Genomic DNA, 24,142 nt, shown 5'->3' with positions numbered 1-24,142 from the left:
GCTCTCCCCTGCCCCTGCGGCAGGGGAAACTCAGTTGTAGATCAGGTTAAACGTCGCCATCGCATCCGCTTTTCCCGCCGAGACGTTCTCTTCTGTCTGAATGTAATGCGCGTCAAACCAGAAGGTCTGCGTCTGGTTATCCCCCACCTGGCCAAGCGCTGATACCTGCGGGGTATTCCACTGCACCACCTGCCCCTGAACCGAACCGGTATTGTCACCGTAAAGCAGTTCGATTCCGACCCCGCTGGCGCTATCCTCCTGCTTCGTCAGTGCCAGTGCCCGATCGTTGGCCGGTGTGGTATCGCCAAAGAAACCCATCTTCACCGCCGTATTATTTTCGCAGGTCACCGGAATGCTGAAGCGCCCGCCTCCGGCCCGTGAGCCTGGGCCGTGAAATTCACGCTGGCTCACGCTTCCCATGGGAACAAGAATGCTGCGAGAGCCTACTGAACAACTGGTACGCCTGACGGTGAAGCTGGCGAGATGGATCTGTACCGGTGTCGCCACGTTGGTGGCGCTGGCTTTATTTTCTCCCGCCTGCAAGATCAGCGATCCGACATTTTGCTCCAGGGAGTTGGCGTTATCATCAGGCATGGCGCTGGTCGTCGGGATTTTGTAAAACACCACCCAGAACTGCATCTTGTACGTTGAGGCGCTGGCAAAGGCGGGGTTTTGCGACGCGTCGCAAATGCGCCGGGACTCATTGCCCTCCACCGGGCTGGTGCCGTCAATATAGCGTACCGCATCGGAGCCGCAGTACTGCTGCTCCCGGAACCCCAGCGCGTAGCCGATACCGTCGATCTGGGTTTTGTAAACGTGGCGCGCCGCGCCGTCTTCACCCACCACGGTACCGACGGGGTTATCCATGTCGACAAAGCCGATGCTACGCCAGGCGTCATTCCCGCCATCACAGCTGTAGAAATCCGCCCCGGTAGACTGTATCGGCGCGGAAACTGGCGTCCAGTCTGCCGTGCCAGGCGCATACCCTATGGCGTAGGGCACCTGAACGACCCACTGATCGCGGGTGGTGCGACAAGGTGAGGTCTGAGCATGGGCATGAAAACTCAGCATGCCAAAAAGCGAAAGCAGGCTTAGATAGAAAAACCAGTGAATAAAACGACGCATGATAATCCTCTAATGACACGCAAGAGACAGCGTGGCGATGCCGGGGGCCATGTGAGCCTCGCCCAGCCTGAAAGGTGTCTGGCACTGATGCTGTTCCCCACCCTCATACCAGGTGACGCGCAGGGTGCCGCGCTCCGGTACCCCGCTCAGGTAGGCCTGACCGCCGTCAGCGACCATGCTTCGGTTTGCAGAACGGCGGTTCTGCTCCACCACTTCAGCCTGCGCGCCAAACGGCAGCGGTTCGCCGTGATAGCGCAGGGAAAACAGGACGCGATACCCAATGTGGGTTGTGTAATTGGCCAGCACCACCGCGCCGCTGGTGGGAATGAGCGTCAGTCCGCTCTGCTCGACGTCGACGTTCTCGCCAAGCGTCGCCGTATCCAGATTGACGGTATTCTTGCGGTAGGCCGAGAGCGTTGGCATGACCGCGTAGCCGCGGCTGTCGGTATGGATCCCGTTGTAGCCCTCCGGCTCAACGTTCGCCGCGCCGGGCACGCGCAGCAGGGCGACGGTATCGCCCAGCGGCTGGCTGAGCGTGACGCCATACTGCGTGGCGATGACGCCTCCGGCGAGTCCAAGACTGGCGTTGCTACCGTTTCGGCTGTGGTCATAACCGAGGCTGACGTTGCCGTAGCCACCGTTGTATTGCAGCGCCAGGCTGGTGCTGTCGGCCTCTCCCTCACTGGTCTTACTCTGCTGAACGCTGTAATTCAGGTTGCGGTTCGCCAGCGCGCTGCCGTTGAGTGACACCTGCTGCGTGGTCATCCCACGATTGTTGTGGTTGGCGTAGTAACTGACCGAACTGCCCGGTAGCCAGTTGCCAAGCGGAACATTGACGTTAAACGACACGGTGCGATCGGGATGCTGCTCAAGCGCTGAGTCGGTGTAGTCATACCCCGCGCCCCAGGAAATACCCCGCCAGCTGGTGTACCAGCCGATGTGGATGGTTTTATCCTGGCCGGACGTATGCCAGTAATCCTGCATCCACGCCGAGACGTTGAGGCTGCCGAACTGACCCAGCGTCTGTGAAAAAGTGACCTGCGAGCGGCTACGGCGATTATTAAGTTGCAGCTGCTGGCTGTCGGACTGATTCAGTTCGTTAAATTCGTAGTAATTGCGCGAGGCATAGCGATAGCTCGCCAGGTTGAAGGCGGTGCCGGTAGCGCTGAAATCTTTCTGGTACTGAATGCGCCACGCCTGCCCCATCGCGCTTTTGCCGTTGGGTAAACGGCTTTTTGCCAGCGTATCGTCAATGCCCAGCGAGCCGAATGCGCCAAACCCTCTGCCTATGCCGATCGCACCGGCCTGATAGTTGTTTGCCGTACGAAAGCCGCCATACACCGTCATCCTGGAGAGCAGACCGTAAAAGAAAGCGCCCTCAACAAATTCGGGGGAACGCGCATCGCTGGAGCCGGAATGAAACCGTCCGGCGTTGAGGCTGTATTTCAGGCTGCCCTGGCGTCGCATAAACGGCACCGCAGAATAGGGTTGGGTAAAAACGCGCGTCGAGCCGTCACTTTCCGTGACGGTAATCTGTAGATCGCCACTTTGCGCGCCGGGGAACAGATCGTTAATGATGAATGGCCCGGCGGCCACCCAGGTTTCATAGATCACATAGCCATTTTGCGAAACGGAGACTTTGGCGAAGCTGTGTGCGACGCCGCGGATGGTGGGGGCAAATCCGCGCTGGCTGTCGGGCAACATGCTCTCGCTTGAGGAGAGCTGCACCCCGCGAAACGCCACGCTATCGAACACGTCGCCTGCGGTCCACGCATCACCTATCCGCAGCTGGCTGTTGAGGCTGCGAATATCCCGGGTCAGCCAGCTGCTCTGTGACTGGAAACGATCCCCACCCGAGTCGCTGTGGCTCCAGGCCGAGGTGTTGCGCAATCGCCACGCTCCCAGATTGACGCCATTTCGCAGGCTCAGATAGCTGGACGTTGTGACGCCGCTCTGATGGCGGGCCTGGCCGCCCGACAGGCTGTAATCAACAAATGCCGCCGGGATACCATCATCCCACTGCGACTGCGGCACGTAGCCGCGGCTGCGGTGTTTCATCGCCGCCTGCGGCAGGCTGAGAAAGAGGCGCTGCTGGTTGAAATCATAAGAGGTTCGCGCTGCCGGTATAAAATCGTCGAGGTGCGTGAAGGTCTCTCCCTCGTGCAACCGCGAGAATGCCGGAATCGCACTCACGTTTACCCCAAGCGCTTCCAGCAGCGATAGGCTAAAAACGGGTTGCAGGCGTCCTTTCTCATTGACGAAGGTGATCTCCTGATGCCGCTCCTCGCGTCCATTAATCTCCAGCGTTACGAGCCAGGTGCCGGGCATTTGCCCGCCCTTTTCAGAGAAATAGTGCAAATCCGCCGTTTTCTGTTCGGAAGAGGAAAGCTCCAGCGCGGCGGGATCAAAATAATCCTCGGCCATCCCGGCGCGGCTGAAGCTGAGCAGCAGCACCGAAAGGGGCGCGTAACGAAACAGGCGAAAAGGCATGGTGTTAAAGCGGCTGAGAGCGGGTGGCGGTAATGGCACCGAAATCATTAATAGCCGACCAGCTTACGCCACCGGAGGCAGCCACAGGCCATTCGCGGGTTTCACCTGGACCAATCATACCTGGCTGCTGAATTTTATGCCCGCCGACGGTCAGCCGATAAAAAGAGACGTAGTATGGCGTCGGGTTGGAGGCCTTAAGCCCATTTTCCGTCCGCGAAAATGTTATTTTCTGCCAGGCCGTGGCGGCGTCCCCTTTCAGATTGTCCGGGCGGTAGAAAATTTTAAATTTCGATTTGACGTTAACCTGTAATTCGTTATTGCTCTCTTTTGGCTTGGGCGCAATCGCTTTAATATCCAGCCAAAATACGGATTCACGATCGGTGGGCAGCGGTGCGCCGGTATATTGAATACGCAGCGTGTTGGTCTGCTCCGGATCAAGCCTGAACAGCGGTGGCGTGACGATAAAGGGCGCGGCGTTATTTTTATCCTGCACATCGCCTTCAACCCACGACTGAATAAGGTAAGGAACCGCACTTTCCATATTAGAAACAGAAAATGCCACCTCCTTGCTGTTTTGCGGGTATACGATCCGTGTCCCACCCATTACAACGCCAGCGGAAACTGACGCAGAGCTAATCATTAATGCAGTGAGCATAATATACGATAAACGTTTCATCATTATTATCTCTGGAGGTGGCTGAAAGTGAAATCAGTTATAAACCATCAGGAAGTTAGACACGGCGTTCACATCGCCCGCATTGATTTCGGTTCCATCTTTGTCCAGTGCGGCATAGAACGTTAATTCTGCATTGCCTTCACCATCTGGTGCGGTGGTTTTTGAAACCGTGCCCGGTTTAATAGAGGTGCTGCGATCGCTGTTATAAAGCTTTACCCCGACGCCCGTCGCCATCCCCGTACCCGGCGTGACCTGTAACAGCGTGTCATCCTGCGCATCTTTATTGCCGTCAAACAGCACCGCAACGGATTCAACCGCTGGCGGACAATTTTCTACGTTGATTTTGAACTCACGTGGTGTGGTTTCGACGTGCTCATCGAAGTAGTTTTTCGCCCATGCCCCAAGGTCTACCGTTTTGTTTTTTGACGCTGGAGTAATATCACAGGAAATAAGGGTAATTTTGCCTGTGAAGTTGATTACCCCGCCCGTGCTCTGCGTACCTGCGCCGGTATCCAGATTAGTATTAACACCTGAATCATTGCTTGCCAGTACCGATTGAGAAGATAACAGCAGCCCCGCCGCAGCAATCGCCAGCGCCACATTTTTGATTTTCATTGAAAGCAAACCCCTCTGTACATTAAACAGATTAAGAATTGTCGTGCCAAATACGGTCATTGCTATAAGGAATTAAAACGTCACAAAAGGGTACAAATAGAGGCGGTGACGCGACCTCATAGAATAACGTGGGGTCCATCCCGGTGTGGTAATCCATTTATTTTCTTTGAGCCATACGCATTTATTCCCCGACAGAGGAATAGCTTCAGGCAGAAAATAACAATGAATACATTAAGGTTAAAAAAGAATGTCATTTCTTTTGTAACGCAGCATCTTCATAAATAGTAAATCAAATGCTTTATAACGTCTACGCACCAAAAGGCGTGCAGCATCGCTTATAACTCATTTAAAGTTAACATTAAAACAACAAATTTAACCTGTTTTCCTCACCCACCACACTATTAGTGCCCTTCTAATCCCCTTTCTAAATTAAAAAAAGAGTTGACTGATCAATGTTTGATCAATTTATTTCGGATTATTATTAGAAGGAAACGTTGAACCGGGATGCCATGCTTAGACATTATTCTGCGAAATCAGCCAAACGCAGGATATTTCCTTATTGATCAGCAATTGATCGTTTGTAATACGCTGTTAAAATCTATATGTGAAATTTATCTTAATTAAAATTTTTTGCTACATATTGGATTTCGCATTTTTACCTAAAAAAAATTTATAATTCTCTGAAATAAGCCATTTTATCTACACGTTAAACATCAATTACACACTTAATATAAACAAAAATATATCTCGCCGTTAACCTAAGTTCCGCATTGATGCTTTTTTATTATCGTCTTTAACACGCCCCATCCGCTCCGATTGATGAAAAGATGTTCAGCCCACTGCTACGGCCCGCGCCGCAAACGGACGGACGGCGCAGACCTTTTGGTCCTACCAATTCGCTTCAAAGCGAACCACCGTTCACAGTTTTACTGCTCCACTTCACAAAATCATTGCTGAAAAGCAACACTTGATTAACCATTTATTGCCATAACCCCTACAACACAAAATTGGATGGACCACTTTTACGCAGACTGTGACGCAGAGTTGAGCGGAGACTCACCCGCAACCCAGGCTGTGTGGTCCTCAGGAGACCTGCATGAGCCTCTGGCAACAAAACTATGACCCAGCCGGGAATATCTGGCTGTCGAGCCTGATCGCATCGCTACCGATCCTGTTCTTCTTCTTTGCGCTGATTAAGCTCAAGCTGAAGGGCTACCTTGCGGCGACGTATACCGTTGCCATCGCCCTGCTGGTGGCGCTGTTCTTCTATAAAATGCCGGTCGATCGCGCGCTGGCCTCCGTGGTGTATGGTTTCTTCTACGGCCTGTGGCCGATTGCGTGGATCATCATCGCCGCGGTCTTTGTCTACAAAATCTCGGTCAAAACCGGGCAGTTCGACATTATTCGTTCGTCGATCCTCTCTATTACCCCGGACCAGCGTTTGCAGATGCTGATTGTCGGCTTCTCCTTCGGGGCGTTCCTTGAAGGCGCGGCAGGATTCGGCGCGCCGGTAGCGATTACCGCCGCGCTGCTGGTCGGGTTGGGCTTTAACCCACTGTATGCCGCTGGCCTGTGCCTGATTGTGAACACTGCGCCGGTGGCGTTTGGCGCGATGGGCATTCCGATTCTTGTGGCGGGTCAGGTGACCGGGCTGGACAGCTTCGAGATTGGCCAGATGGTGGGCCGTCAGCTGCCGTTCCTGACCATTATCGTACTGTTCTGGATCATGGCGATTATGGACGGCTGGCGCGGCGTGAAGGAGACCTGGCCTGCGGTGATGGTGGCAGGCGGCTCGTTCGCCATTGCCCAGTACCTCAGCTCAAACTTCCTCGGCCCGGAACTGCCGGACATCATCTCTTCCCTGGTGTCGCTGGTCTGTCTGACGCTGTTCCTGAAGCGCTGGCAGCCGGTACGTATCTTCCGCTTTGCGGACATGGGCGCATCGCACGTGGATCAGACCCTCGCCCGCACCGGCTATACCGCCGGGCAGATCGTCCGCGCGTGGTCGCCGTTCCTGTTCCTGACCGCCACCGTGACGCTGTGGAGCATACCGCCGTTTAAGGCGCTGTTCGCCCCGGGCGGCGCGCTGTACGACATGGTGATTAACATCTCCGTGCCGTTCCTCGACAAGATGGTCGCCCGTATGCCGCCGGTGGTGCACGACGCCACGCCGTATGCGGCCGTGTTTAAGTTTGACTGGTTCTCCGCCACCGGCACGGCCATCCTGTTTGCGGCTATCCTTTCCGTGGTGTGGCTGCGCATGAAGCCTGCCGCCGCGGTGCAGACTTTTGCGGCAACGATTAAAGAGCTGATGCTGCCGATCTACTCCATCGGCATGGTGCTGGCGTTCGCGTTTATCTCGAACTACTCCGGCCTGTCGTCGACGCTGGCGTTAGCGCTGGCGCACACCGGCCACGCATTTACCTTCTTCTCGCCGTTCCTCGGCTGGCTGGGAGTGTTCCTGACCGGTTCCGATACGTCGTCTAACGCCCTGTTTGCCGCCTTACAGGCCACGGCCGCACAACAGATTGGCGTTTCTGACGTCCTGCTTGTGGCAGCCAACACGACGGGCGGCGTAACCGGGAAGATGATCTCGCCGCAGTCCATCGCCATTGCCTGTGCCGCGGTGGGACTGGTAGGCAAAGAGTCGGATCTGTTCCGCTTTACCGTTAAACACAGCCTGATATTTACCTGCATGGTGGGTGTGATCACCACATTGCAGGCCTATGTCTTAACCTGGATGATTCCATGATAGTGATGCCCAGACGCCTGTCCGACGAGATTGCCACTCGCGTGCGGGCGCTGATTGAAGAACAACAGCTGGAGGCGGGCATGAGATTGCCCGCCGAACGCCAGCTTGCCGCCCAGCTTGGCGTGTCGCGCAATTCACTGCGCGAGGCGCTGGCAACGCTGGTCAGCGAAGGTGTGCTGCTGAGCCGTCGCGGCGGCGGCACTTTTGTGCGCTGGCAGCATGATGACTGGTCCGAACAAAACATCGTTCAGCCGCTGAAAACGCTGATGGAAAACGACCCGGACTACAGCTTTGACATCCTCGAAGCGCGTCACGCCATCGAGACCAGCACCGCGTGGCACGCGGCGATGCGGGCGACCGACGCCGACAAAGAGAAGCTCAAAGCCTGTTTTGACGCCACGCAAAGCAGCGACCCGGATATCGCCTCGCAGGCCGACGTGCGTTTTCATCTGGCGATTGCCGAGGCGTCCCATAACGTCGTGCTGCTGCAAACCATGCGCGGGTTCTTCGACCTGCTGCAATCCTCCGTGAAGCAGAGCCGCCAGCGCATGTATCTGGTCCCGCCGGTCTTCGCTCAGCTGACCGAACAGCATGAAGCCGTGCTCAACGCCATTCTTGCCGGCGATGCCGAGGCCGCGCGTAAAGCGATGATGGCGCATCTCGGGTTCGTGCACACCACCATTAAACGATTCGATGAAGATCAGGCCCGACAGGCGCGTATTACCCGTCTGCCTGGCGAGAGTGATATTTCCAGGGAGAACAAAGCATGATTATTTCAGCAGCCAGTGACTATCGCGCCGCGGCGCAGCGCATTTTGCCGCCGTTCCTGTTCCACTACATTGATGGCGGGGCTTACGCCGAATATACCCTGCGCCGCAACGTGGAGGATCTCTCTGAGGTGGCCCTGCGCCAGCGCGTGCTGAAGAATATGTCTGACCTGAGCCTTGAGACAAAGCTGTTTAACGAAACGCTCGCCATGCCGGTGGCGCTTGCGCCCGTTGGCTTATGCGGCATGTACGCCCGCCGGGGCGAAGTGCAGGCTGCCGCCGCAGCGGATGCCAAAGGCATTCCATTTACGCTTTCTACCGTCTCAGTCTGCCCGATTGAAGAGGTCGCGCCGACCCTCAAGCGCCCGATGTGGTTCCAGCTGTACGTCCTGCGCGATCGCGGCTTTATGCGTAACGCGCTGGAGCGCGCCAAAGCGGCGGGCTGCTCAACGCTGGTCTTTACCGTCGATATGCCCACGCCCGGCGCCCGCTACCGCGACGCCCACTCCGGCATGAGCGGCCCGAACGCCGCGATGCGCCGCTACTGGCAGGCGGTGACGCATCCGCAGTGGGCGTGGGATGTAGGGCTGAACGGCCGTCCGCACGATCTGGGCAATATTTCGGCCTACCTGGGTAAACCGACCGGCCTGGAAGATTACATCGGCTGGCTGGCGAATAACTTCGATCCGTCGATCTCGTGGAAGGACCTGGAGTGGATCCGCGAATTCTGGGATGGCCCGATGGTGATCAAAGGGATCCTCGATCCGGAAGATGCCCGCGACGCGGTGCGTTTCGGCGCCGACGGGATCGTCGTTTCTAACCACGGCGGACGCCAGCTCGACGGGGTGCTCTCTTCCGCCCGCGCGCTGCCCGCCATTGCCGATGCGGTGAAGGGCGATATTGCGATCCTGGCTGACAGCGGTATTCGTAACGGGCTGGACGTGGTGCGCATGATTGCGCTGGGCGCAGACAGCGTGCTGCTGGGCCGCGCGTACCTCTATGCCCTGGCCACCAGCGGTCAGGCGGGCGTGGCGAACCTGCTGAACCTGATCGAGAAAGAGATGAAGGTGGCGATGACCCTGACCGGTGCGAAGTCGATTAGCGAAATCAGTAAGGATTCGCTGGTGCAGGAGCTGAGTAAACTACCGGCGGCGCTGGCTCCGCTGTCACATGGCGACGCGGCCTGATCTTCTCCCGTTACCCCACCTTTTCCCTGCGCCCGGTTTCCCCCTCGGGCGCTTTTTTTTATCGAAAATAACACCTACGTAACATTCTGGATAAGAAAATTTGACACACCCTGCCCCTCCGCAATTGTATAGACAAGCAAATACAAGAACACAAAAACAACATCACATCGGAGAGGCGCATATGACGTATTCAGGTCGGGTGGATATTCAGCAGGTGATCGATGAAAGCCCCTTTTCAGGGTTTCACTGGCTTCTTATTGTGCTGGGCTTTCTGGTGCTGGCGATCGATGGGTTCGATACCGCAGCGATGGGTTACATTGCGCCTACGCTGTCGGCGGAGTGGGGAATAGATAAACAGGATCTGGGGCCGGTGCTGAGCGCAGCGCTGCTGGGGCTGTCGCTGGGAGCCCTGATTGCAGGTCCGGTATCGGACCGCATGGGACGCAAACGCGTGCTGGTCTTCTCGTGCCTGTTCTTCGGCCTGGCGAGCCTGGGTACGGCCTGGGCGCAAAGCCTGAATACGCTGACGCTGTGGCGATTTCTGACGGGCCTCGGGCTGGGTGCTGCAATGCCAAACGCCATCACGCTGATCTCGGAGTTTGCTCCTCAGCGCTGCCGCGCCATGGCGATCAATACCATGTACTGCGGCTTTCCGCTGGGTGCGGCGGGCGGCGGGGCGATCTCTTCCTGGCTTATCCCTCACCACGGCTGGCGAAGCGTACTGCTCACCGGCGCGATTGCGCCGCTGATTTTAACCGTGCTGCTGGCGCTGCTGCTGCCGGAATCGGTGAAGTTTCTGGTTCAGCGCGGGAAAGACGTCGCGCAGGTTCGCCGCATCGCCAGCCGGTTCGCCCGCAGCACGCTCGATAGCGTCACGGGCTTTTTCCTGGCGGAAGAAAAGGTGGCGTCTAAAAAAGGGAGCGTGGCGCAGCTTTTTTCCATGCCCTGGCTACCCGGCACCCTGATGCTGTGGGTCACCTATTTTATGGGGCTGGTCATTTACTACGTCCTGCTTAGCTGGATGCCGACGCTGATGCAGGGGATGGGCTATGCGCTGGCGGAGTCCGCCTGGCTGACCTCCCTGTTTACCTTCGGCGGTACCGCAGGCATTCTGCTCGCCGGCTGGATGATGGACCGCTGGGAAGCGCATAAGGTGGTCGCGGGTGGTTTCGTATTGACGATGGGCCTTATTCTTTTACTGGGCATTGAGCATAACCATATCGTCATGTTTGGCGGGCTGATATTCCTGATGGGGATCGCGATGAACGGCGCGCAGTCGGGCATGCAAACTCTGGCCGCTACCTTTTACCCTACCGAGTGCCGCGCGACGGGTATCGCCTGGATGCAGGGGATCGGCCGCTTCGGTGGCGTGGCGGGCACCATGACCAGCGCCCAGCTTCTTTCCATGCAGTGGCAGGCAGACAGTATTTTAATGATCCTCAGCGTGCCCGCTCTGGTGGCTGCGGCGGCGACCTGCTACAAAATGCTGCGTTGCCGTATACAGGAACCGGGCGTCGCGTAGTCCCTCTCTTTTCTGCTATTCTGCCCCCCGCAATTAAGGGGGCAGCATGCTTAACATCGTCTTATTCGAACCAGAAATCCCACCCAATACCGGCAATATCATCCGCCTGTGCGCCAACACCGGTTTTCGTCTGCACATCATTGAGCCGATGGGCTTCACGTGGGACGACAAACGCCTGCGCCGCGCCGGGCTGGACTACCATGAGTTTACTGCCGTCGTTCGTCATCACGATTACGCCGCGTTTCTGGACGCCGAGAAGCCGCAGCGCATGTTCGCCCTGACCACCAAAGGTACGCCAGCGCACAGCGCCGTAAGCTATCAGAACGGGGATTATCTGATGTTTGGTCCGGAAACCCGCGGCCTGCCGGCCACCATTCTGGATGCCCTGCCAGCCGAGCAAAAAATTCGTATTCCGATGATGCCGGACAGCCGCAGCATGAACCTGTCGAATGCGGTGTCGGTGGTGGTGTATGAGGCGTGGCGCCAGCTGGGATATCCCGGCGCGATACTGCGTAGCTGAAACACTTCGGGTGGCTTGCGCCACCCGATTCGTCGTATTTAGCCTGCTACCGCGATGCGTTTCATATCGGTCATGTAGCCGCGCAGTTTCTGGCCCACTTTCTCGATTTCATGGCTGCGAATCGCTTCGTTTACGTCACGCAGCTGCGCGTTATCAACCGCACCTTCCGCAATCGCTTTGCCCAGATCGCCTGCTTGCAGGGTAGTCATGAACTCTTTCAGCAGCGGCACGCATGCGTAAGAGAACAGGTAGTTACCGTACTCGGCGGTATCGGAGATCACCACGTTCATTTCGTACAGACGCTTACGGGCGATAGTGTTCGCAATCAGCGGCAGTTCGTGCAGTGATTCATAGTACGCCGACTCTTCGATGATGCCGGAATCCACCATGGTTTCGAACGCCAGCTCAACGCCTGCTTTCACCATCGCGATCATCAGTACGCCTTTGTCGAAGTACTCCTGCTCGGTGATTTTGCCATCGTACTGCGGTGCGGTTTCGAACGCGGTTTTACCGGTCTCTTCGCGCCAGGTCAGCAGTTTTTTGTCGTCATTCGCCCAGTCCGCCATCATGCCGGAAGAGAACTCGCCGGAGATGATGTCGTCCATGTGTTTCTGGAACAGCGGCGCCATGATGGTTTTCAGCTGCTCAGAGAGTGCGAACGCGCGCAGTTTTGCCGGGTTGGACAGACGATCCATCATCAGCGTAATGCCGCCCTGCTTCAGCGCTTCGGTGATGGTTTCCCAGCCGAACTGAATCAGTTTTTCTGCGTAGGCCGGATCGGTACCTTCTTCCACCAGCTTGTCGAAGCACAGCAGAGAGCCGGCCTGGAGCATGCCGCACAGAATGGTCTGCTCGCCCATCAGGTCAGATTTCACTTCCGCAACGAAGGAAGATTCCAGCACGCCCGCACGGTGGCCGCCAGTGGCCGCTGCCCAGGCTTTGGCAATCGCCATGCCTTCGCCTTTCGGATCGTTTTCCGGGTGAACTGCGATCAGCGTCGGCACGCCAAAACCACGCTTGTACTCTTCACGCACTTCCGTACCCGGGCACTTCGGCGCCACCATCACTACGGTGATGTCTTTACGGATCTGCTCGCCCACTTCAACGATGTTGAAGCCGTGGGAGTAACCCAGCGCGGCGCCGTCTTTCATCAGCGGCTGTACGGAACGCACAACGTCAGAGTGCTGCTTGTCCGGCGTCAGGTTAACGACCAGATCCGCCTGCGGGATCAGCTCTTCGTAAGTACCCACCTTAAAGCCGTTTTCGGTCGCTTTGCGCCAGGAGGCACGCTTTTCAGCAATCGCTTCTTTGCGCAGGGCGTAGGAGATATCCAGCCCGGAGTCACGCATGTTCAGGCCCTGATTAAGGCCCTGTGCGCCACAGCCGACGATGACCACTTTTTTACCCTGAAGGTAGCTCGCGCCATCGGCAAATTCATCGCGCGCCATGAAGCGGCATTTGCCCAGCTGCGCCAGCTGCTGGCGCAAGTTCAGTGTATTAAAGTAGTTAGCCATGGGTGATACCTCGTGATGTTGTGTGTCTTATTGTTCGGTTCGCGTTTCAGCGAGAATGTACCCACATTACAACAGGAAATTTATTGCGGAAATTGATATATTCACAACATCACATTGCAGTTTTTGCAATGAAAAAAGAGGGAGTGGAATCGGTGGATTTACGCGATCTAAAAATGTTCCTGCACCTGGCGGAAAGCCGTCACTTTGGCCGCAGCGCCCGGGCGATGCACGTCAGCCCCTCCACGCTTTCGCGCCAGATCCAGCGCCTTGAGGAAGACCTCGGCCAGCCGCTTTTCGTGCGCGATAACCGTACCGTTACCCTTACGGAAGCGGGCGACGAGCTGCGGGTTTTTGCCCAGCAAACCTTGTTGCAGTATCAGCAGCTGCGGCACACCATCGACCAGAAGGGGCCGTCGCTCTCTGGTGAACTCCATATTTTCTGCTCCGTAACGGCAGCCTATAGCCATCTTCCTCCCATTCTTGACCGCTTTCGCGCGGAGCATCCGTCGGTTGAAATTAAACTCACTACCGGCGATGCCGCCGACGCCATGGAAAAAGTGGTGACCGGCGAAGCGGATCTGGCCATTGCCGGGAAGCCCGAAACGCTGCCGGGCGCGGTGGCGTTCTCGATGCTGGAGAATCTGGCGGTGGTGCTGATTGCTCCGGCGCTGCCCTGCCCGGTGCGTAATCAGATATCTGTTGAGAAACCGGACTGGTCCACGGTGCCGTTTATCATGGCCGATCAGGGCCCGGTGCGCCGCCGCATTGAGCTATGGTTCCGCCGCCAGAAGATCAGCAACCCGTCGATTTACGCCACGGTGGGCGGACATGAGGCGATGGTCTCAATGGTAGCGCTCGGCTGCGGCGTGGCGCTGCTGCCGGAAGTGGTGCTGGAAAACAGCCCGGAGCCGGTGCGCAACCGCGTGATGATTCTGGAGCGCAGCGACGAGAAAACGCCGTTTGAGCTTGGCGTATGTGCGCAAAAAAAGCGGCTGCATGAGCCGCTTATTGATGCGTTCTGGAAGATATTGCCGAACCACTAGCCTGCCAGAAAGAACCTGAACGCCGGATTGTGGGTTTCGTCATGGCACTCATAGCCCAGCTCGTTCAGGCGCGTTTCGAAATCCGGCTCGTGCTCGCCCAGCTCGAACGCCGCCAGCACGCGGCCGTAGTCGGTGCCGTGGCTACGGTAGTGGAACAGGGAGATGTTCCAGTGCGTGCCCAGCGTGTGCAGGAACTTGAGCAGCGCGCCCGGTGATTCCGGGAACTCGAAGCTGAACAGGCGTTCCTGGAGCGGTTTCGAGGGACGCCCGCCGACCATATAGCGCACGTGCAGCTTCGCCATTTCATCGTCGGAGAGATCGACCACGCTGTAGCCGCCTTCATGCAGCAGGCTGAGGATCTCTTTTCGCTCCTCCACGCCCCGGCTCAGACGCACGCCGACAAAAATGCAGGCATCTTTGGCATCGGCAAAGCGGTAGTTGAACTCCGTTACCGAACGACCGCCCAGCAGCTGGCAGAACTTCAGGAAGCTGCCCTTCTCTTCCGGGATGGTCACCGCCAGCAGCGCTTCACGCTGTTCGCCCAGCTCGCAGCGCTCGGAAACGTAGCGCAGACCATGGAAGTTCACGTTGGCACCCGACAGCACGTGCGCCAGACGTTCGCCGCGGATGTTGTGCTGGGCGATGTATTTTTTCATCCCCGCCAGCGCCAGCGCGCCGGACGGCTCCGCCACCGCACGTACATCTTCGAACAGATCTTTCATTGCCGCGCAGATGGCGTCGCTGTCGACGGTGACGATATCGTCCAGATACTCCTGGCACAGACGGAACGTTTCATCGCCAATGCGCTTCACCGCCACGCCCTCGGCAAACAGCCCGACGCGCGGCAGATCCACCGGATGTCCGGCGTCCAGCGCCGCTTTAAGGCAGGCAGAGTCTTCCGCTTCAACTGCAATCACCTTGATCTGCGGCATTAGCTGTTTGATCAGCACCGCCATGCCTGCCGCCAGCCCGCCGCCGCCCACCGGGACGAAGACGCGGTCGAGATGGGCATCCTGCTGCAACAGCTCCAGCGCCAGCGTGCCCTGCCCGGCAATCACCATCGGGTGGTCGAACGGCGGCACCCAGGTGAAGCCCTGCTGCTGCGCCAGCTCAATCGCTTTGGCTTTGGCTTCGTCAAAATTCGCGCCGTGGAGCAGCACTTCCCCGCCAAAACCGCGCACCGCGTCGACTTTGATATCCGCGGTGGCAACCGGCATCACGATCAGCGCCTTCAGCCCTAAACGGGCCGAGGAGAACGCCACGCCCTGCGCGTGGTTGCCCGCCGACGCGGTAATGACGCCGCGCGCTTTCTGCTCGTCCGTCAGCCCCGCTATCATCGCGTAGGCACCGCGCAGCTTAAAGCTGTGCACCGGCTGGCGGTCTTCGCGCTTCACCAGAATGACGTTGTCGAGGCGCGAGGAGAGTTTTTCCATTTTTTGCAGGGGCGTGACCTGCACGGCTTCATAGACCGGCGCGCGTAGCACCGCTCTCAGGTATTCCGCCCCCTCAGGAGCGGCGGATAAGGGTTGTGACTCGGCCATCATTAGCCCCCAAGTTTAGATTTATCGCGCACCGCGCCTTTATCTGCACTGGTTGCAAGGCTCGCGTAGGCGCGCAGGGCGAAGGAGACTTCACGCTGGCGATCTTTCGGCGTCCAGGCTTTGTCGCCGCGTGCTTCCTGCGCTTCACGACGGGCCGCAATCTCCTGATCGCTCAGCTTCAGCTGAATGCCGCGATTCGGAATGTCGATTTCGATCAGGTCGCCATCTTCGATGATTGCGATGTTGCCGCCGCTTGCCGCTTCCGGGGAGACGTGGCCGATGGAGAGACCAGACGTGCCGCCGGAGAAACGGCCGTCGGTGATCAGCGCGCAGGCTTTACCGAGGCCCATCGATTTCAGGAAGGTGGTCGGGTAGAGCATCTCCTGCATGCCCGGACCGCCTTTCGGCCCTTCGTAGCGAATGACAACCACGTCGCCTTCCACCACTTTGCCGCCGAGGATGGCTTCTACCGCCTCGTCCTGGCTTTCGTACACTTTCGCCGGACCAGTGAATTTCAGGATACTGTCGTCCACGCCTGCGGTTTTCACGATGCAGCCGTTTTCCGCAAAGTTACCGTACAGCACGGCCAGACCACCGTCTTTACTGTAGGCGTGCTCCAGCGAGCGGATGCAGCCTTCAGCGCGGTCGTCGTCCAGCGTGTCCCAGCGGCAATCCTGCGAGAACGCCTGGGTGGTGCGAATACCCGCCGGACCGGCGCGGAACATCTTTTTCACCGCGTCGTCTTTGGTCAGCATTACATCGTATTGATCCAGCGATTCCGGCAGCGTCAGGCCGAGGACGTTTTTCACGTCGCGGTTCAGCAGCCCGGCGCGATCCAGCTCGCCCAGGATACCGATGACGCCACCCGCGCGGTGCACGTCTTCCATGTGGTACTTCTGAGTACTCGGCGCGACTTTACACAGCTGCGGCACTTTACGGGAGAGCTTGTCGATGTCGCTCATGGTGAAGTCAATTTCGGCTTCCTGCGCGGCGGCCAGCAAATGCAGAACGGTGTTGGTGGAGCCGCCCATGGCGATATCCAGCGTCATGGCGTTTTCGAACGCCGCTTTACTGGCGATATTGCGCGGCAGCGCGCTGGCATCGTCCTGCTCGTAATAGCGTTTGGTCAGCTCAACGATACGTTTACCGGCGTTGAGGAACAGCTGCTTACGGTCGGCGTGGGTCGCCAGCAGCGAGCCGTTGCCCGGCTGAGAAAGGCCCAGCGCTTCGGTCAGGCAGTTCATGGAGTTGGCCGTGAACATGCCGGAACAGGAGCCGCAGGTCGGGCACGCGGAGCGTTCCACCTGATCGCTCTGCTCGTCAGAGACTTTCGGGTCTGCGCCCTGGATCATCGCATCGACCAGGTCGAGCTTGATGATTTTGTCGGAGAGCTTGGTTTTACCCGCCTCCATCGGACCGCCGGAGACGAAGATCACCGGAATGTTCAGGCGCAGGGAGGCCATCAGCATCCCCGGGGTGATTTTGTCGCAGTTGGAGATACAGACCATCGCATCGGCGCAATGGGCATTGACCATATACTCCACCGAGTCGGCGATCAGCTCGCGCGACGGCAGTGAATAGAGCATTCCCCCGTGGCCCATTGCGATACCGTCATCCACCGCAATGGTGTTGAACTCTTTCGCCACGCCGCCGGAGGCTTCGATTTGCTCGGCAACCAGCTTACCGAGATCGCGCAGATGCACGTGGCCCGGTACAAACTGGGTGAAGGAGTTCACCACGGCGATAATTGGCTTGCCGAAATCGGCGTCGGTCATTCCGGTGGCGCGCCACAATGCGCGGGCACCCGCCATGTTACGGCCGTGGGTGGTGGTGGCTGAACGATACTTAGGCATGCTTTATTGACTCCCGTCTGACTATTTAATGGGACGGTGCGTGCCGTCCCACATTTATATTTAGTGATTAACCTGATCCAACCAGCCGTATTTGTCTTCTGTTTCGCCGGTGAAGAGGCCGAAGAAGGCTTGCTGGATGCGTTTGGTCACCGGACCACAGCGGCCTTCACCCACCTGGATACCGTCGACGCTGCGAACCGGCGTGATTTCAGCCGCGGTACCGGACATGAACACTTCGTCTGCCAGGTAGAGGGATTCGCGGGACAGCACCTGCTCACGCACTTCGATACCCAGATCTTTCGCCAGCTTGATGATGGCGTCGCGGGTGATGCCCGGCAGCGCGGAAGAGGTGAACGGCGGGGTAAACAGAATGCCGTCTTTTACTTCAAACAGGTTTTCGCCCGCGCCTTCTGAGATGTAGCCGTTCACGTCGAGGGCGATGCCTTCCTGATAGCCGTGGCGGCGCGCTTCGCTGCCGACCAGCAGTGAGGAGAGGTAGTTACCGCCCGCTTTAGCGGCGGTCGGGATGGTGTTTGGCGCCACGCGGTTCCAGGAAGAAACCATTGCGTCGATCCCCTGATCCAGTGCTTCTGCGCCCAGGTAGGCGCCCCACGGGAACGCAGCAATGATCACATCAGTGTTGTAACCGGCCGGCGGGTTCACGCCCATGCCCACATCACCCACGAAGACCAGCGGACGAATATAGGCGCTGGTCAGTTTGTTCTGGCGAATCACTTCGCGGCAGGCTTCCATCAGCTCATCAACGCTTTGAGAGACCGGGAAACGATAAATTTTGGCTGAGTCATGCAGACGCTGCATGTGTTCGCGATGGCGGAACACCACTGGCCCTTTGTGAGAATCGTAGCAACGGATGCCTTCAAACACGGAGGTACCGTAGTGCAGCGCGTGGGACATCACGTGAACTTTCGCGTCTTCCCAGCGAACCATCTCCCCATTGAACCAAATGTAATCAGCTTTTTTTGTCGTCATTTTTTCGTCCTGTCACGCTTAAGCGCGGATTTGTTGTGATGTGGTTGTGCTCTGGCAGATGGCAACATGGGCAACGTCTACCAGCTTTGATAACTGACTAAACAGTAAGTCGACCGGCCGCGGGCTGGCAACGGTTAATTCGATACTGATGTTCTGCGCGTCGGTGGCCGTTTCCATATTCATAGAGCAAATCTGAAAGCCACGGTGACGGACCACGCGCAATACGCGTTCTAACGTTTCCGGGTTGAAGCGAGCCTGCACGGCGACCTGATGTTGCATCATGATAATTTCTCCAGCATTTGTGAGTTACTGGCACCGGGCGGTACCAACGGCCAGACGTTCTCAAGCTCGTCGATTGAGACATGAAGCAGGTATGGCCCTTCGCTTGACAGCATGGTGTCGAGTGCCGCTTCAACCTGGTCTTTACGGGTGATGTGCTGGCCAGGAATGCCGAAGGCGCTGGCCAGGGTGAGGAAATCGGGGTTATCGGTCAGGGTTGTTTCGCTGTAACGCTCCTGGAAGAACAGCTGCTGCCACTGGCGAACCATCCCTAAACGCTGGTTATCGAGCAACACGATCTTCAGCGGTAACTGCTTGCGCTTCACGGTGCCGAGCTCCTGAACGTTCATCATGAAGGAGCCGTCACCGGAGATACAGATCACGGTATCGTTCGGGCGGGCCACCTGGGCGCCTACGGCTGCCGGCAGGCCAAAGCCCATGGTGCCTAAGCCGCTGGAGGTGATGAAGTTCTCCGGGCGGGTATAGGTCATGTGCTGGGCTGACCACATCTGATGCTGGCCTACATCCGTCGTCACCACGCTGTCGGCGGGTTTACGGTCGGACAACTGCTTCAACAGCAGCGGCGCGTAGATGGCATCGCCTGGGTGATCGTAACGCCAGGCATGCTCAGCGCGCATATCTGCGGTGTGCTGACGCCATGCGTTGATATCCAGCGGCTGCTCCAGCGCCGGTAACAGCGCGTTAAGATCGCCCTGCAACGCCACGTGCGCCTGACGCAGTTTGTTCATCTCCGCCGGATCGATATCCATATGGATCACTTTGGCATTCGGCGCGAAGGTATTCAGCTTGCCGGTGACGCGGTCGTCGAAACGGGCGCCTGCGACGATGAGCAAGTCGCACTCCTGCACCGCCAGGTTTGCCGCTTTAGTACCGTGCATTCCCAGCATACCCAGGTAATACGGGTAGTCCGCGTCGACTGCGCCCAGGCCTTTCAGGGTACAGGTGGCGGGCATTTGCGTGGTCGCAATGAACGCGCGAAGCGCCGGAACAGCCTGCGCCATACCCACCCCGCCGCCGACGTACAGCATCGGCTGCTTCGCCTGCGCCATCATCTGACGCGCCTCTTCAACGTCTGCATGCGGAAACGCATCGTCGCTTTTCACGGTGGAGAAATGCGGCTCCAGATCGCCAGGTGCAACCTGGATATCTTTCGGGATATCCACCAGAACCGGGCCAGGACGGCCAGAGCTGGCAACCTCGAACGCTTCGGCCATCACGCGCGGCAGCTCTTCGAGGGACTGAACGAGGAAGCTGTGCTTAGTACAGGCCAGCGATAAACCGAGCACGTCCACTTCCTGGAAGGCATCGGTGCCGATGAACGGTGAGGCCACCTGGCCGGTGATCGCCACCACGGGAACGGAATCGAGCAGTGCGTCAGCCAGGCCGGTAATCAGGTTCGTTGCGCCAGGGCCCGAGGTTGCCATACAGACGCCGGTTTTACCGGTGGCACGGGCATAGCCGATGGCGGCCATCGCTGCGCCCTGCTCGTGCCGGCACAACAGGTGTTCCACGCCGCCGTCATACAGTGCATCGTAAATCGGCATAATTGCGCCACCCGGATAACCGAATACGGTTTCAACTCCCTGCGCGCGCAACGCATGTACTACCCATTGTGCCCCATTCATAGTCAGTTCCCCGTCATAAATCTGGAGAAACAGAATTTTGTGCTAGTCGTCATTCTCTGCTCCTCATTTAAGTTTTTTAGTCATAAAAAAACCCCCGGACCTTTCGGTGCGGGGGTCTTAGTTCGTTAAGGCTTGATTCTTAAGCCTTTCCTCGTCCAAGTGCAGCCCCGCACGGTGGGATAATAATCACCACCACGCTAATCACGACCAGGCTAATCACTCGTAGAAGGGCTGTCATTTTCAGTTCTTTTTGCATCTTGTTCGAAGGAATACCTAAAGAGTTACCACAGATATTTCATCTGACACAAGATTTTTTTATGACCCATTTCTTTAGCATGCGAACTATTTCTTTGAAAATCGTTGTTTTATATAGGGAAAAAATAGAAATGAAGATTTTTCATTTTTTTCCTGATTCTTCAGGCAGGGCGAGCATGATTTCTTTTTTGCGAGGCGGCTTTCGCCAGCATGTAACGTTTACATTTTGCTGCTAAAAAGCATGAACGCGCGTCGTAAATCAGCGATTTAAAGCTAAACAGAAAAACACGAGACTGGCATAGTCACCGCCAAGGAGGGCTTATGTCACTGTCAGTTGTTTATACACGCGCGGCTATCGGAGTGAAGGCACCGCTCATCTCTGTAGAGGTTCATTTAAGCAATGGGCTGCCCGGATTGACGCTGGTCGGCTTACCGGAAACCACCGTTAAAGAGGCGAGGGATCGTGTGCGCAGCGCCATTATCAATAGCGGTTATGCTTTTCCCGCGAAGAAGATCACCATCAACCTGGCACCCGCTGATTTGCCAAAGGAGGGTGGGCGATATGATTTACCTATTGCTATAGCGCTTCTCGCGGCTTCTGAACAGCTCAACACGACAGGGCTAAGCTCGTGCGAGTTCGTGGGTGAATTAGCGCTTACAGGCGCGTTAAGGGGCGTTCCCGGTGCAATATCGGGTGCGCTTGAAGCCATACGTGCGGGAAGACAAATCATTGTAGCCAATGAAAACGCCTCTGAAGTAAGCCTTATCGCCGAAAAGGGATGCCTGATTGCGGGACATTTGCAGGAGGTTTGCGCCTGGCTGGAAGGCCGACACGAGCTTGCCGAACCGCAGGAGAAGGAGGAGGAGCCGCCAGATTCAACTGAGGATCTCAGCGATATTATGGGGCAGGACCAGGGGAAGCGGGCGTTGGAGATCACTGCCGCGGGCGGGCATAACCTGTTACTGATAGGTCCGCCAGGCACGGGGAAAACGATGCTGGCGAGCAGGTTGAACGGCCTCCTGCCACCCCTCAATAATCACGAAGCGCTGGAAAGCGCCGCGATATTTAGCCTGGTCAGTTCTACATCGTTGCATAAACAGTGGCGCCGCCGCCCTTTCCGCTCGCCGCACCACAGTGCGTCTCTTACCGCGATGGTGGGCGGAGGGTCGATTCCCGGACCGGGTGAAATCTCTCTGGCGCACAACGGCATTCTGTTCCTGGATGAACTGCCTGAGTTTGAACGCCGCGTGCTGGATGCATTGCGGGAGCCGATTGAATCCGGCGAGATACATCTCTCTCGTACACGCGCCAAAATAAGCTACCCTGCGCAGTTTCAGCTGGTCGCCGCGATGAACCCTAGCCCAACGGGCCATTATCAGGGAAACCATAACCGCTGTACGCCGGAGCAGACGCTGCGCTATCTGAGTAAGCTGTCCGGGCCCTTTCTCGACCGTTTTGATTTATCTCTGGAGATCCCCCTGCCACCGCCCGGTCTGCTCAGGCAAAGCGGTATTAGAGGCGAAAGCTCAGCAGCGGTACGCGAACGGGTTATTGCAGCACAGGCGCGGCAGTATGCTCGACAGAACAGGCTGAATGCCCGGCTGGATAACGCCGGGATCCGACAGTTTTGTTCTCTTAATGCCGAAGATGCAGGCTGGCTGGAGGAGACGCTGACGCGGTTTGGACTATCCATTCGCGCGTGGCAGCGTTTGTTGAAGGTCGCGCGCACCGTCGCCGACGTAGAAGGCTGCCCCGGAATTGAGAGGCGACATTTGCAGGAGGCATTAAGCTACCGTGCGATCGATCGACTGCTGCTGCATCTGCAAAAAATGCTGGCGTAAAAAAGGGGCCGTAGCCCCTTCTCTTCTTAATCGTCAGACTCGGTGTAGTCTTCTGCACCTTCCATCTGCGGCTTACCGCCAGACAGCGTATGGAAACGCTTAGGACGCTTGATGCGAGCCATATACTTGATCCATACACGTTCTGCATCAGACTGCGGCTCACGCTCACCACGGCAAACAGAGACAAACTGTTTTTCATCTTCGGTTGCCGGTTCACGTTTACCCAGATCCAGCTCGTTGAAGGCATAACCATGGCGCTCAAGAAGTTGAGCTTCTTTGATAGTGAAATCGCCGTGACGAGAGAACCCGCGCGGATAATGTTTATTGTCGAAAAAACGATTAGTCGTCGTAAAGCTTTCCGCCATCCTACACGCTCCTAATTCTTTGGCCGAGCTATTTATGGCGCGGAGTATTAGTTACGCTTGACAGAGTGTAAAACAAAACATTTAAATCATAACGACAAATAATTTTGTGGAGAAAGATGTGGATACGGAATTGCTAAAAACTTTCCTCGAAGTGAGCAGAACGCGACACTTTGGGCGAGCAGCTGAAGCCCTCTACCTGACGCAGTCAGCAGTCAGTTTTCGTATTCGACAACTGGAGAATCAACTGGGTGTGAACCTTTTTACCCGTCATCGCAACAATATCCGCTTAACGCCAGCCGGTGAAAAACTGCTGCCGTATGCAGAAACCCTGATGAATACCTGGCAGGCGGCGCGAAAGGAGGTTGCGCACACTTCCCGGCACAATGAATTCTCGATCGGTGCCAGCGCATCACTGTGGGAATGCATGCTCAGCCAGTGGCTTATGCGGCTATATCGTACACATAATCATCTGCAATTTGAGGCGAGGATTGCGCAACGTCAGTCGCTGGTTAAGCAACTCCATGAACGTCAGCTGGACCTGCTGATCACCACAGAAGCCCCCAAGATGGACGAATTTAGCAGCCAGATTGTTGGGCAGTTCAGTCTGGCGCTCTATGCATCTGAGCCTGCAATGATGAAGGCCGACCTTAATTATTTACGCCTGGAATGGGGACCTGACTTTCAGCAGCATGAGACGGGGTTAATTGCCAGCGATGATATCCCGCAGCTTACGACAAGCTCTGCGGAGATCGCCTGCCAGCAACTTCCTGCACTGAAGGGTTGCACGTGGCTACCTGTTCGCTGGGCGGATAATAAATCTGCACTCCACGTTGTTACCGATTCGACGACGCTCTCCAGGCCGCTGTATGCCATTTGGCTGCAAAACAGCGATAAGCAATCGCAGATAAAAGATCTGTTAAAAACCAGTATACTGGATTAACGCAAAAGCCTGCGGAGACGCAGGCTGCTTAGTCTTCAGAAGGGCTTTCAGCCGTTTTGCAGGCAAAAAAAATCCTTTGCCGAAGCAAAGGATTCTATATGGCAGGGGCGGAGAGACTCGAACTCGCGACACCCGGTTTTGGAGACCGGTGCTCTACCAACTGAGCTACGCCCCTAAAGTTTTTTGCCATTAAGCCTGCCGGGAGGGCAGGCTTAATGTC

At 56.9% G+C, this 24,142-nt stretch carries 21 protein-coding genes and 1 tRNA gene; 8 read left to right on the top strand and 14 right to left on the bottom strand.

Annotated elements, in window-relative coordinates; all coding sequences use genetic code 11:
- Nucleotides 1–30: 30 nt before the first annotated feature.
- From E0L16_RS20135 to E0L16_RS20120, 4 genes are read right to left on the bottom strand one after another with little or no spacing between them, the layout of a single operon-like run.
- Entirely contained in the window at nucleotides 31–1,125 is a 1,095-nt protein-coding gene (locus E0L16_RS20135) for a fimbrial protein (protein WP_131638051.1), read from the bottom strand.
- A 9-nt stretch (nucleotides 1,126–1,134) separates the two neighbouring features.
- A complete protein-coding gene (locus E0L16_RS20130) occupies nucleotides 1,135–3,654 on the bottom strand; it encodes a fimbria/pilus outer membrane usher protein (protein ID WP_242672238.1) in 2,520 nt (839 codons plus the stop codon).
- The gene (locus E0L16_RS20125; RefSeq protein ID WP_131638049.1) at nucleotides 3,620–4,294 is read right to left on the bottom strand and encodes a fimbrial biogenesis chaperone; all 675 of its coding nucleotides are present in this window, start codon (nucleotides 4,292–4,294) and stop codon (nucleotides 3,620–3,622) included. The genes E0L16_RS20130 and E0L16_RS20125 overlap by 35 nt, the downstream gene beginning before the upstream one ends.
- 30 nt (nucleotides 4,295–4,324) lie before the next feature.
- A complete protein-coding gene (locus E0L16_RS20120; protein WP_063865869.1) occupies nucleotides 4,325–4,906 on the bottom strand; it encodes a fimbrial protein in 582 nt (193 codons plus the stop codon).
- Between the two features lie 1,096 nt (nucleotides 4,907–6,002).
- Here E0L16_RS20120 and lldP point away from each other — a divergent pair.
- From lldP to trmL, 5 genes are all read left to right on the top strand, one after another.
- Nucleotides 6,003–7,658, top strand: a complete 1,656-nt coding sequence (lldP, locus tag E0L16_RS20115) for an L-lactate permease (protein ID WP_003860175.1) — start codon at nucleotides 6,003–6,005, stop codon at nucleotides 7,656–7,658.
- The gene (lldR, locus tag E0L16_RS20110; protein WP_063865871.1) at nucleotides 7,655–8,428 is read left to right on the top strand and encodes a transcriptional regulator LldR; all 774 of its coding nucleotides are present in this window, start codon (nucleotides 7,655–7,657) and stop codon (nucleotides 8,426–8,428) included. Before lldP ends, lldR begins: the two co-directional genes overlap by 4 nt.
- Complete coding sequence (gene lldD / locus E0L16_RS20105) at nucleotides 8,425–9,612, top strand: FMN-dependent L-lactate dehydrogenase LldD (protein ID WP_131638047.1); 1,188 nt, start codon at nucleotides 8,425–8,427, stop codon at nucleotides 9,610–9,612. Before lldR ends, lldD begins: the two co-directional genes overlap by 4 nt.
- 181 nt (nucleotides 9,613–9,793) lie before the next feature.
- On the top strand, nucleotides 9,794–11,134 hold the full coding sequence (locus E0L16_RS20100; protein WP_063865877.1) for an MFS transporter: 1,341 nt from the start codon (nucleotides 9,794–9,796) through the stop codon (nucleotides 11,132–11,134).
- A gap of 46 nt (nucleotides 11,135–11,180) precedes the next feature.
- Nucleotides 11,181–11,654 carry a tRNA (uridine(34)/cytosine(34)/5-carboxymethylaminomethyluridine(34)-2'-O)-methyltransferase TrmL gene (gene trmL / locus E0L16_RS20095; RefSeq protein ID WP_131638045.1) on the top strand — a complete coding sequence of 158 codons (474 nt, stop codon included), beginning with the start codon at nucleotides 11,181–11,183 and terminating at the stop codon, nucleotides 11,652–11,654.
- A 38-nt stretch (nucleotides 11,655–11,692) separates the two neighbouring features.
- Here trmL and ilvC read toward each other — a convergent pair whose 3' ends face one another.
- On the bottom strand, nucleotides 11,693–13,168 hold the full coding sequence (gene ilvC / locus E0L16_RS20090) for a ketol-acid reductoisomerase (protein ID WP_063865878.1): 1,476 nt from the start codon (nucleotides 13,166–13,168) through the stop codon (nucleotides 11,693–11,695).
- Nucleotides 13,169–13,320: 152 nt separating this feature from the next.
- Here ilvC and ilvY point away from each other — a divergent pair, with 152 nt between their 5' ends.
- The gene (ilvY, locus tag E0L16_RS20085) at nucleotides 13,321–14,211 is read left to right on the top strand and encodes an HTH-type transcriptional activator IlvY (RefSeq protein ID WP_063449990.1); all 891 of its coding nucleotides are present in this window, start codon (nucleotides 13,321–13,323) and stop codon (nucleotides 14,209–14,211) included.
- On the opposite strand, the gene ilvA is transcribed toward ilvY, so the two are convergent.
- The 7 genes from ilvA to ilvL form a co-directional block, all read right to left on the bottom strand.
- Nucleotides 14,208–15,752: a threonine ammonia-lyase, biosynthetic gene (gene ilvA / locus E0L16_RS20080; protein ID WP_131638043.1), complete on the bottom strand. Its 1,545-nt coding sequence runs from the start codon at nucleotides 15,750–15,752 to the stop codon at nucleotides 14,208–14,210. The two genes, ilvY and ilvA, sit on opposite strands and share 4 nt — an antisense overlap.
- Nucleotides 15,753–15,754: 2 nt before the next feature.
- Complete coding sequence (gene ilvD, locus E0L16_RS20075) at nucleotides 15,755–17,605, bottom strand: dihydroxy-acid dehydratase (RefSeq protein ID WP_028014820.1); 1,851 nt, start codon at nucleotides 17,603–17,605, stop codon at nucleotides 15,755–15,757.
- A 60-nt stretch (nucleotides 17,606–17,665) separates the two neighbouring features.
- The gene (gene ilvE, locus E0L16_RS20070; protein ID WP_003860182.1) at nucleotides 17,666–18,595 is read right to left on the bottom strand and encodes a branched-chain-amino-acid transaminase; all 930 of its coding nucleotides are present in this window, start codon (nucleotides 18,593–18,595) and stop codon (nucleotides 17,666–17,668) included.
- 18 nt (nucleotides 18,596–18,613) lie between these two features.
- Nucleotides 18,614–18,877 (bottom strand): acetolactate synthase 2 small subunit, encoded by a 264-nt coding sequence (gene ilvM, locus E0L16_RS20065; protein WP_003860184.1) that lies wholly within the window; start codon nucleotides 18,875–18,877, stop codon nucleotides 18,614–18,616.
- Nucleotides 18,874–20,520 carry an acetolactate synthase 2 catalytic subunit gene (ilvG, locus tag E0L16_RS20060; protein WP_131638041.1) on the bottom strand — a complete coding sequence of 549 codons (1,647 nt, stop codon included), beginning with the start codon at nucleotides 20,518–20,520 and terminating at the stop codon, nucleotides 18,874–18,876. Before ilvG ends, ilvM begins: the two co-directional genes overlap by 4 nt.
- 2 nt (nucleotides 20,521–20,522) lie before the next feature.
- Nucleotides 20,523–20,573 (bottom strand): peptide IlvX, encoded by a 51-nt coding sequence (gene ilvX / locus E0L16_RS22130; protein ID WP_166792073.1) that lies wholly within the window; start codon nucleotides 20,571–20,573, stop codon nucleotides 20,523–20,525.
- A gap of 86 nt (nucleotides 20,574–20,659) precedes the next feature.
- Entirely contained in the window at nucleotides 20,660–20,758 is a 99-nt protein-coding gene (gene ilvL / locus E0L16_RS20055) for an ilv operon leader peptide (protein ID WP_001311244.1), read from the bottom strand.
- A 338-nt stretch (nucleotides 20,759–21,096) separates the two neighbouring features.
- On the opposite strand from ilvL, the gene E0L16_RS20045 reads away from it, so the two are divergent.
- Complete coding sequence (locus tag E0L16_RS20045) at nucleotides 21,097–22,617, top strand: YifB family Mg chelatase-like AAA ATPase (protein ID WP_131638037.1); 1,521 nt, start codon at nucleotides 21,097–21,099, stop codon at nucleotides 22,615–22,617.
- 26 nt (nucleotides 22,618–22,643) lie between these two features.
- On the opposite strand, the gene E0L16_RS20040 is transcribed toward E0L16_RS20045, so the two are convergent.
- Nucleotides 22,644–22,982, bottom strand: coding sequence for a MaoP family protein (locus E0L16_RS20040; RefSeq protein WP_006808641.1), 339 nt, complete (start codon nucleotides 22,980–22,982; stop codon nucleotides 22,644–22,646).
- A 118-nt stretch (nucleotides 22,983–23,100) separates the two neighbouring features.
- Here E0L16_RS20040 and hdfR point away from each other — a divergent pair, with 118 nt between their 5' ends.
- On the top strand, nucleotides 23,101–23,922 hold the full coding sequence (gene hdfR, locus E0L16_RS20035; protein WP_063449988.1) for an HTH-type transcriptional regulator HdfR: 822 nt from the start codon (nucleotides 23,101–23,103) through the stop codon (nucleotides 23,920–23,922).
- 99 nt (nucleotides 23,923–24,021) lie between these two features.
- Here hdfR and E0L16_RS20030 read toward each other — a convergent pair.
- Nucleotides 24,022–24,097 (bottom strand) — tRNA-Trp (locus tag E0L16_RS20030).
- Nucleotides 24,098–24,142 lie beyond the last annotated feature (45 nt).

The sequence above is a fragment of the Enterobacter quasihormaechei genome (genome assembly GCF_004331385.1).
GTDB classification, from domain to species: Bacteria; Pseudomonadota; Gammaproteobacteria; order Enterobacterales; family Enterobacteriaceae; genus Enterobacter; species Enterobacter quasihormaechei.
The sequence above is the reverse complement of the archived record's forward strand: the minus strand, read 5'-3'. Positions and strand labels throughout refer to the sequence as shown.

Coding starts and splice junctions, on each gene's coding strand:
- trmL (WP_131638045.1), top strand. CDS start 11,181: ATGCTTAACATCGTCTTATTCGAACCAGAAATCCCACCCAATACCGGC.
- E0L16_RS20135 (WP_131638051.1), bottom strand. CDS start 1,125: ATGCGTCGTTTTATTCACTGGTTTTTCTATCTAAGCCTGCTTTCGCTT.
- ilvA (WP_131638043.1), bottom strand. CDS start 15,752: ATGGCCGAGTCACAACCCTTATCCGCCGCTCCTGAGGGGGCGGAATAC.
- ilvD (WP_028014820.1), bottom strand. CDS start 17,605: ATGCCTAAGTATCGTTCAGCCACCACCACCCACGGCCGTAACATGGCG.
- ilvL (WP_001311244.1), bottom strand. CDS start 20,758: ATGACAGCCCTTCTACGAGTGATTAGCCTGGTCGTGATTAGCGTGGTG.
- ilvE (WP_003860182.1), bottom strand. CDS start 18,595: ATGACGACAAAAAAAGCTGATTACATTTGGTTCAATGGGGAGATGGTT.
- ilvC (WP_063865878.1), bottom strand. CDS start 13,168: ATGGCTAACTACTTTAATACACTGAACTTGCGCCAGCAGCTGGCGCAG.
- ilvM (WP_003860184.1), bottom strand. CDS start 18,877: ATGATGCAACATCAGGTCGCCGTGCAGGCTCGCTTCAACCCGGAAACG.
- ilvG (WP_131638041.1), bottom strand. CDS start 20,520: ATGAATGGGGCACAATGGGTAGTACATGCGTTGCGCGCGCAGGGAGTT.
- E0L16_RS20125 (WP_131638049.1), bottom strand. CDS start 4,294: ATGATGAAACGTTTATCGTATATTATGCTCACTGCATTAATGATTAGC.
- lldP (WP_003860175.1), top strand. CDS start 6,003: ATGAGCCTCTGGCAACAAAACTATGACCCAGCCGGGAATATCTGGCTG.
- E0L16_RS20100 (WP_063865877.1), top strand. CDS start 9,794: ATGACGTATTCAGGTCGGGTGGATATTCAGCAGGTGATCGATGAAAGC.
- lldD (WP_131638047.1), top strand. CDS start 8,425: ATGATTATTTCAGCAGCCAGTGACTATCGCGCCGCGGCGCAGCGCATT.
- E0L16_RS20045 (WP_131638037.1), top strand. CDS start 21,097: ATGTCACTGTCAGTTGTTTATACACGCGCGGCTATCGGAGTGAAGGCA.
- lldR (WP_063865871.1), top strand. CDS start 7,655: ATGATAGTGATGCCCAGACGCCTGTCCGACGAGATTGCCACTCGCGTG.
- E0L16_RS20040 (WP_006808641.1), bottom strand. CDS start 22,982: ATGGCGGAAAGCTTTACGACGACTAATCGTTTTTTCGACAATAAACAT.
- E0L16_RS20120 (WP_063865869.1), bottom strand. CDS start 4,906: ATGAAAATCAAAAATGTGGCGCTGGCGATTGCTGCGGCGGGGCTGCTG.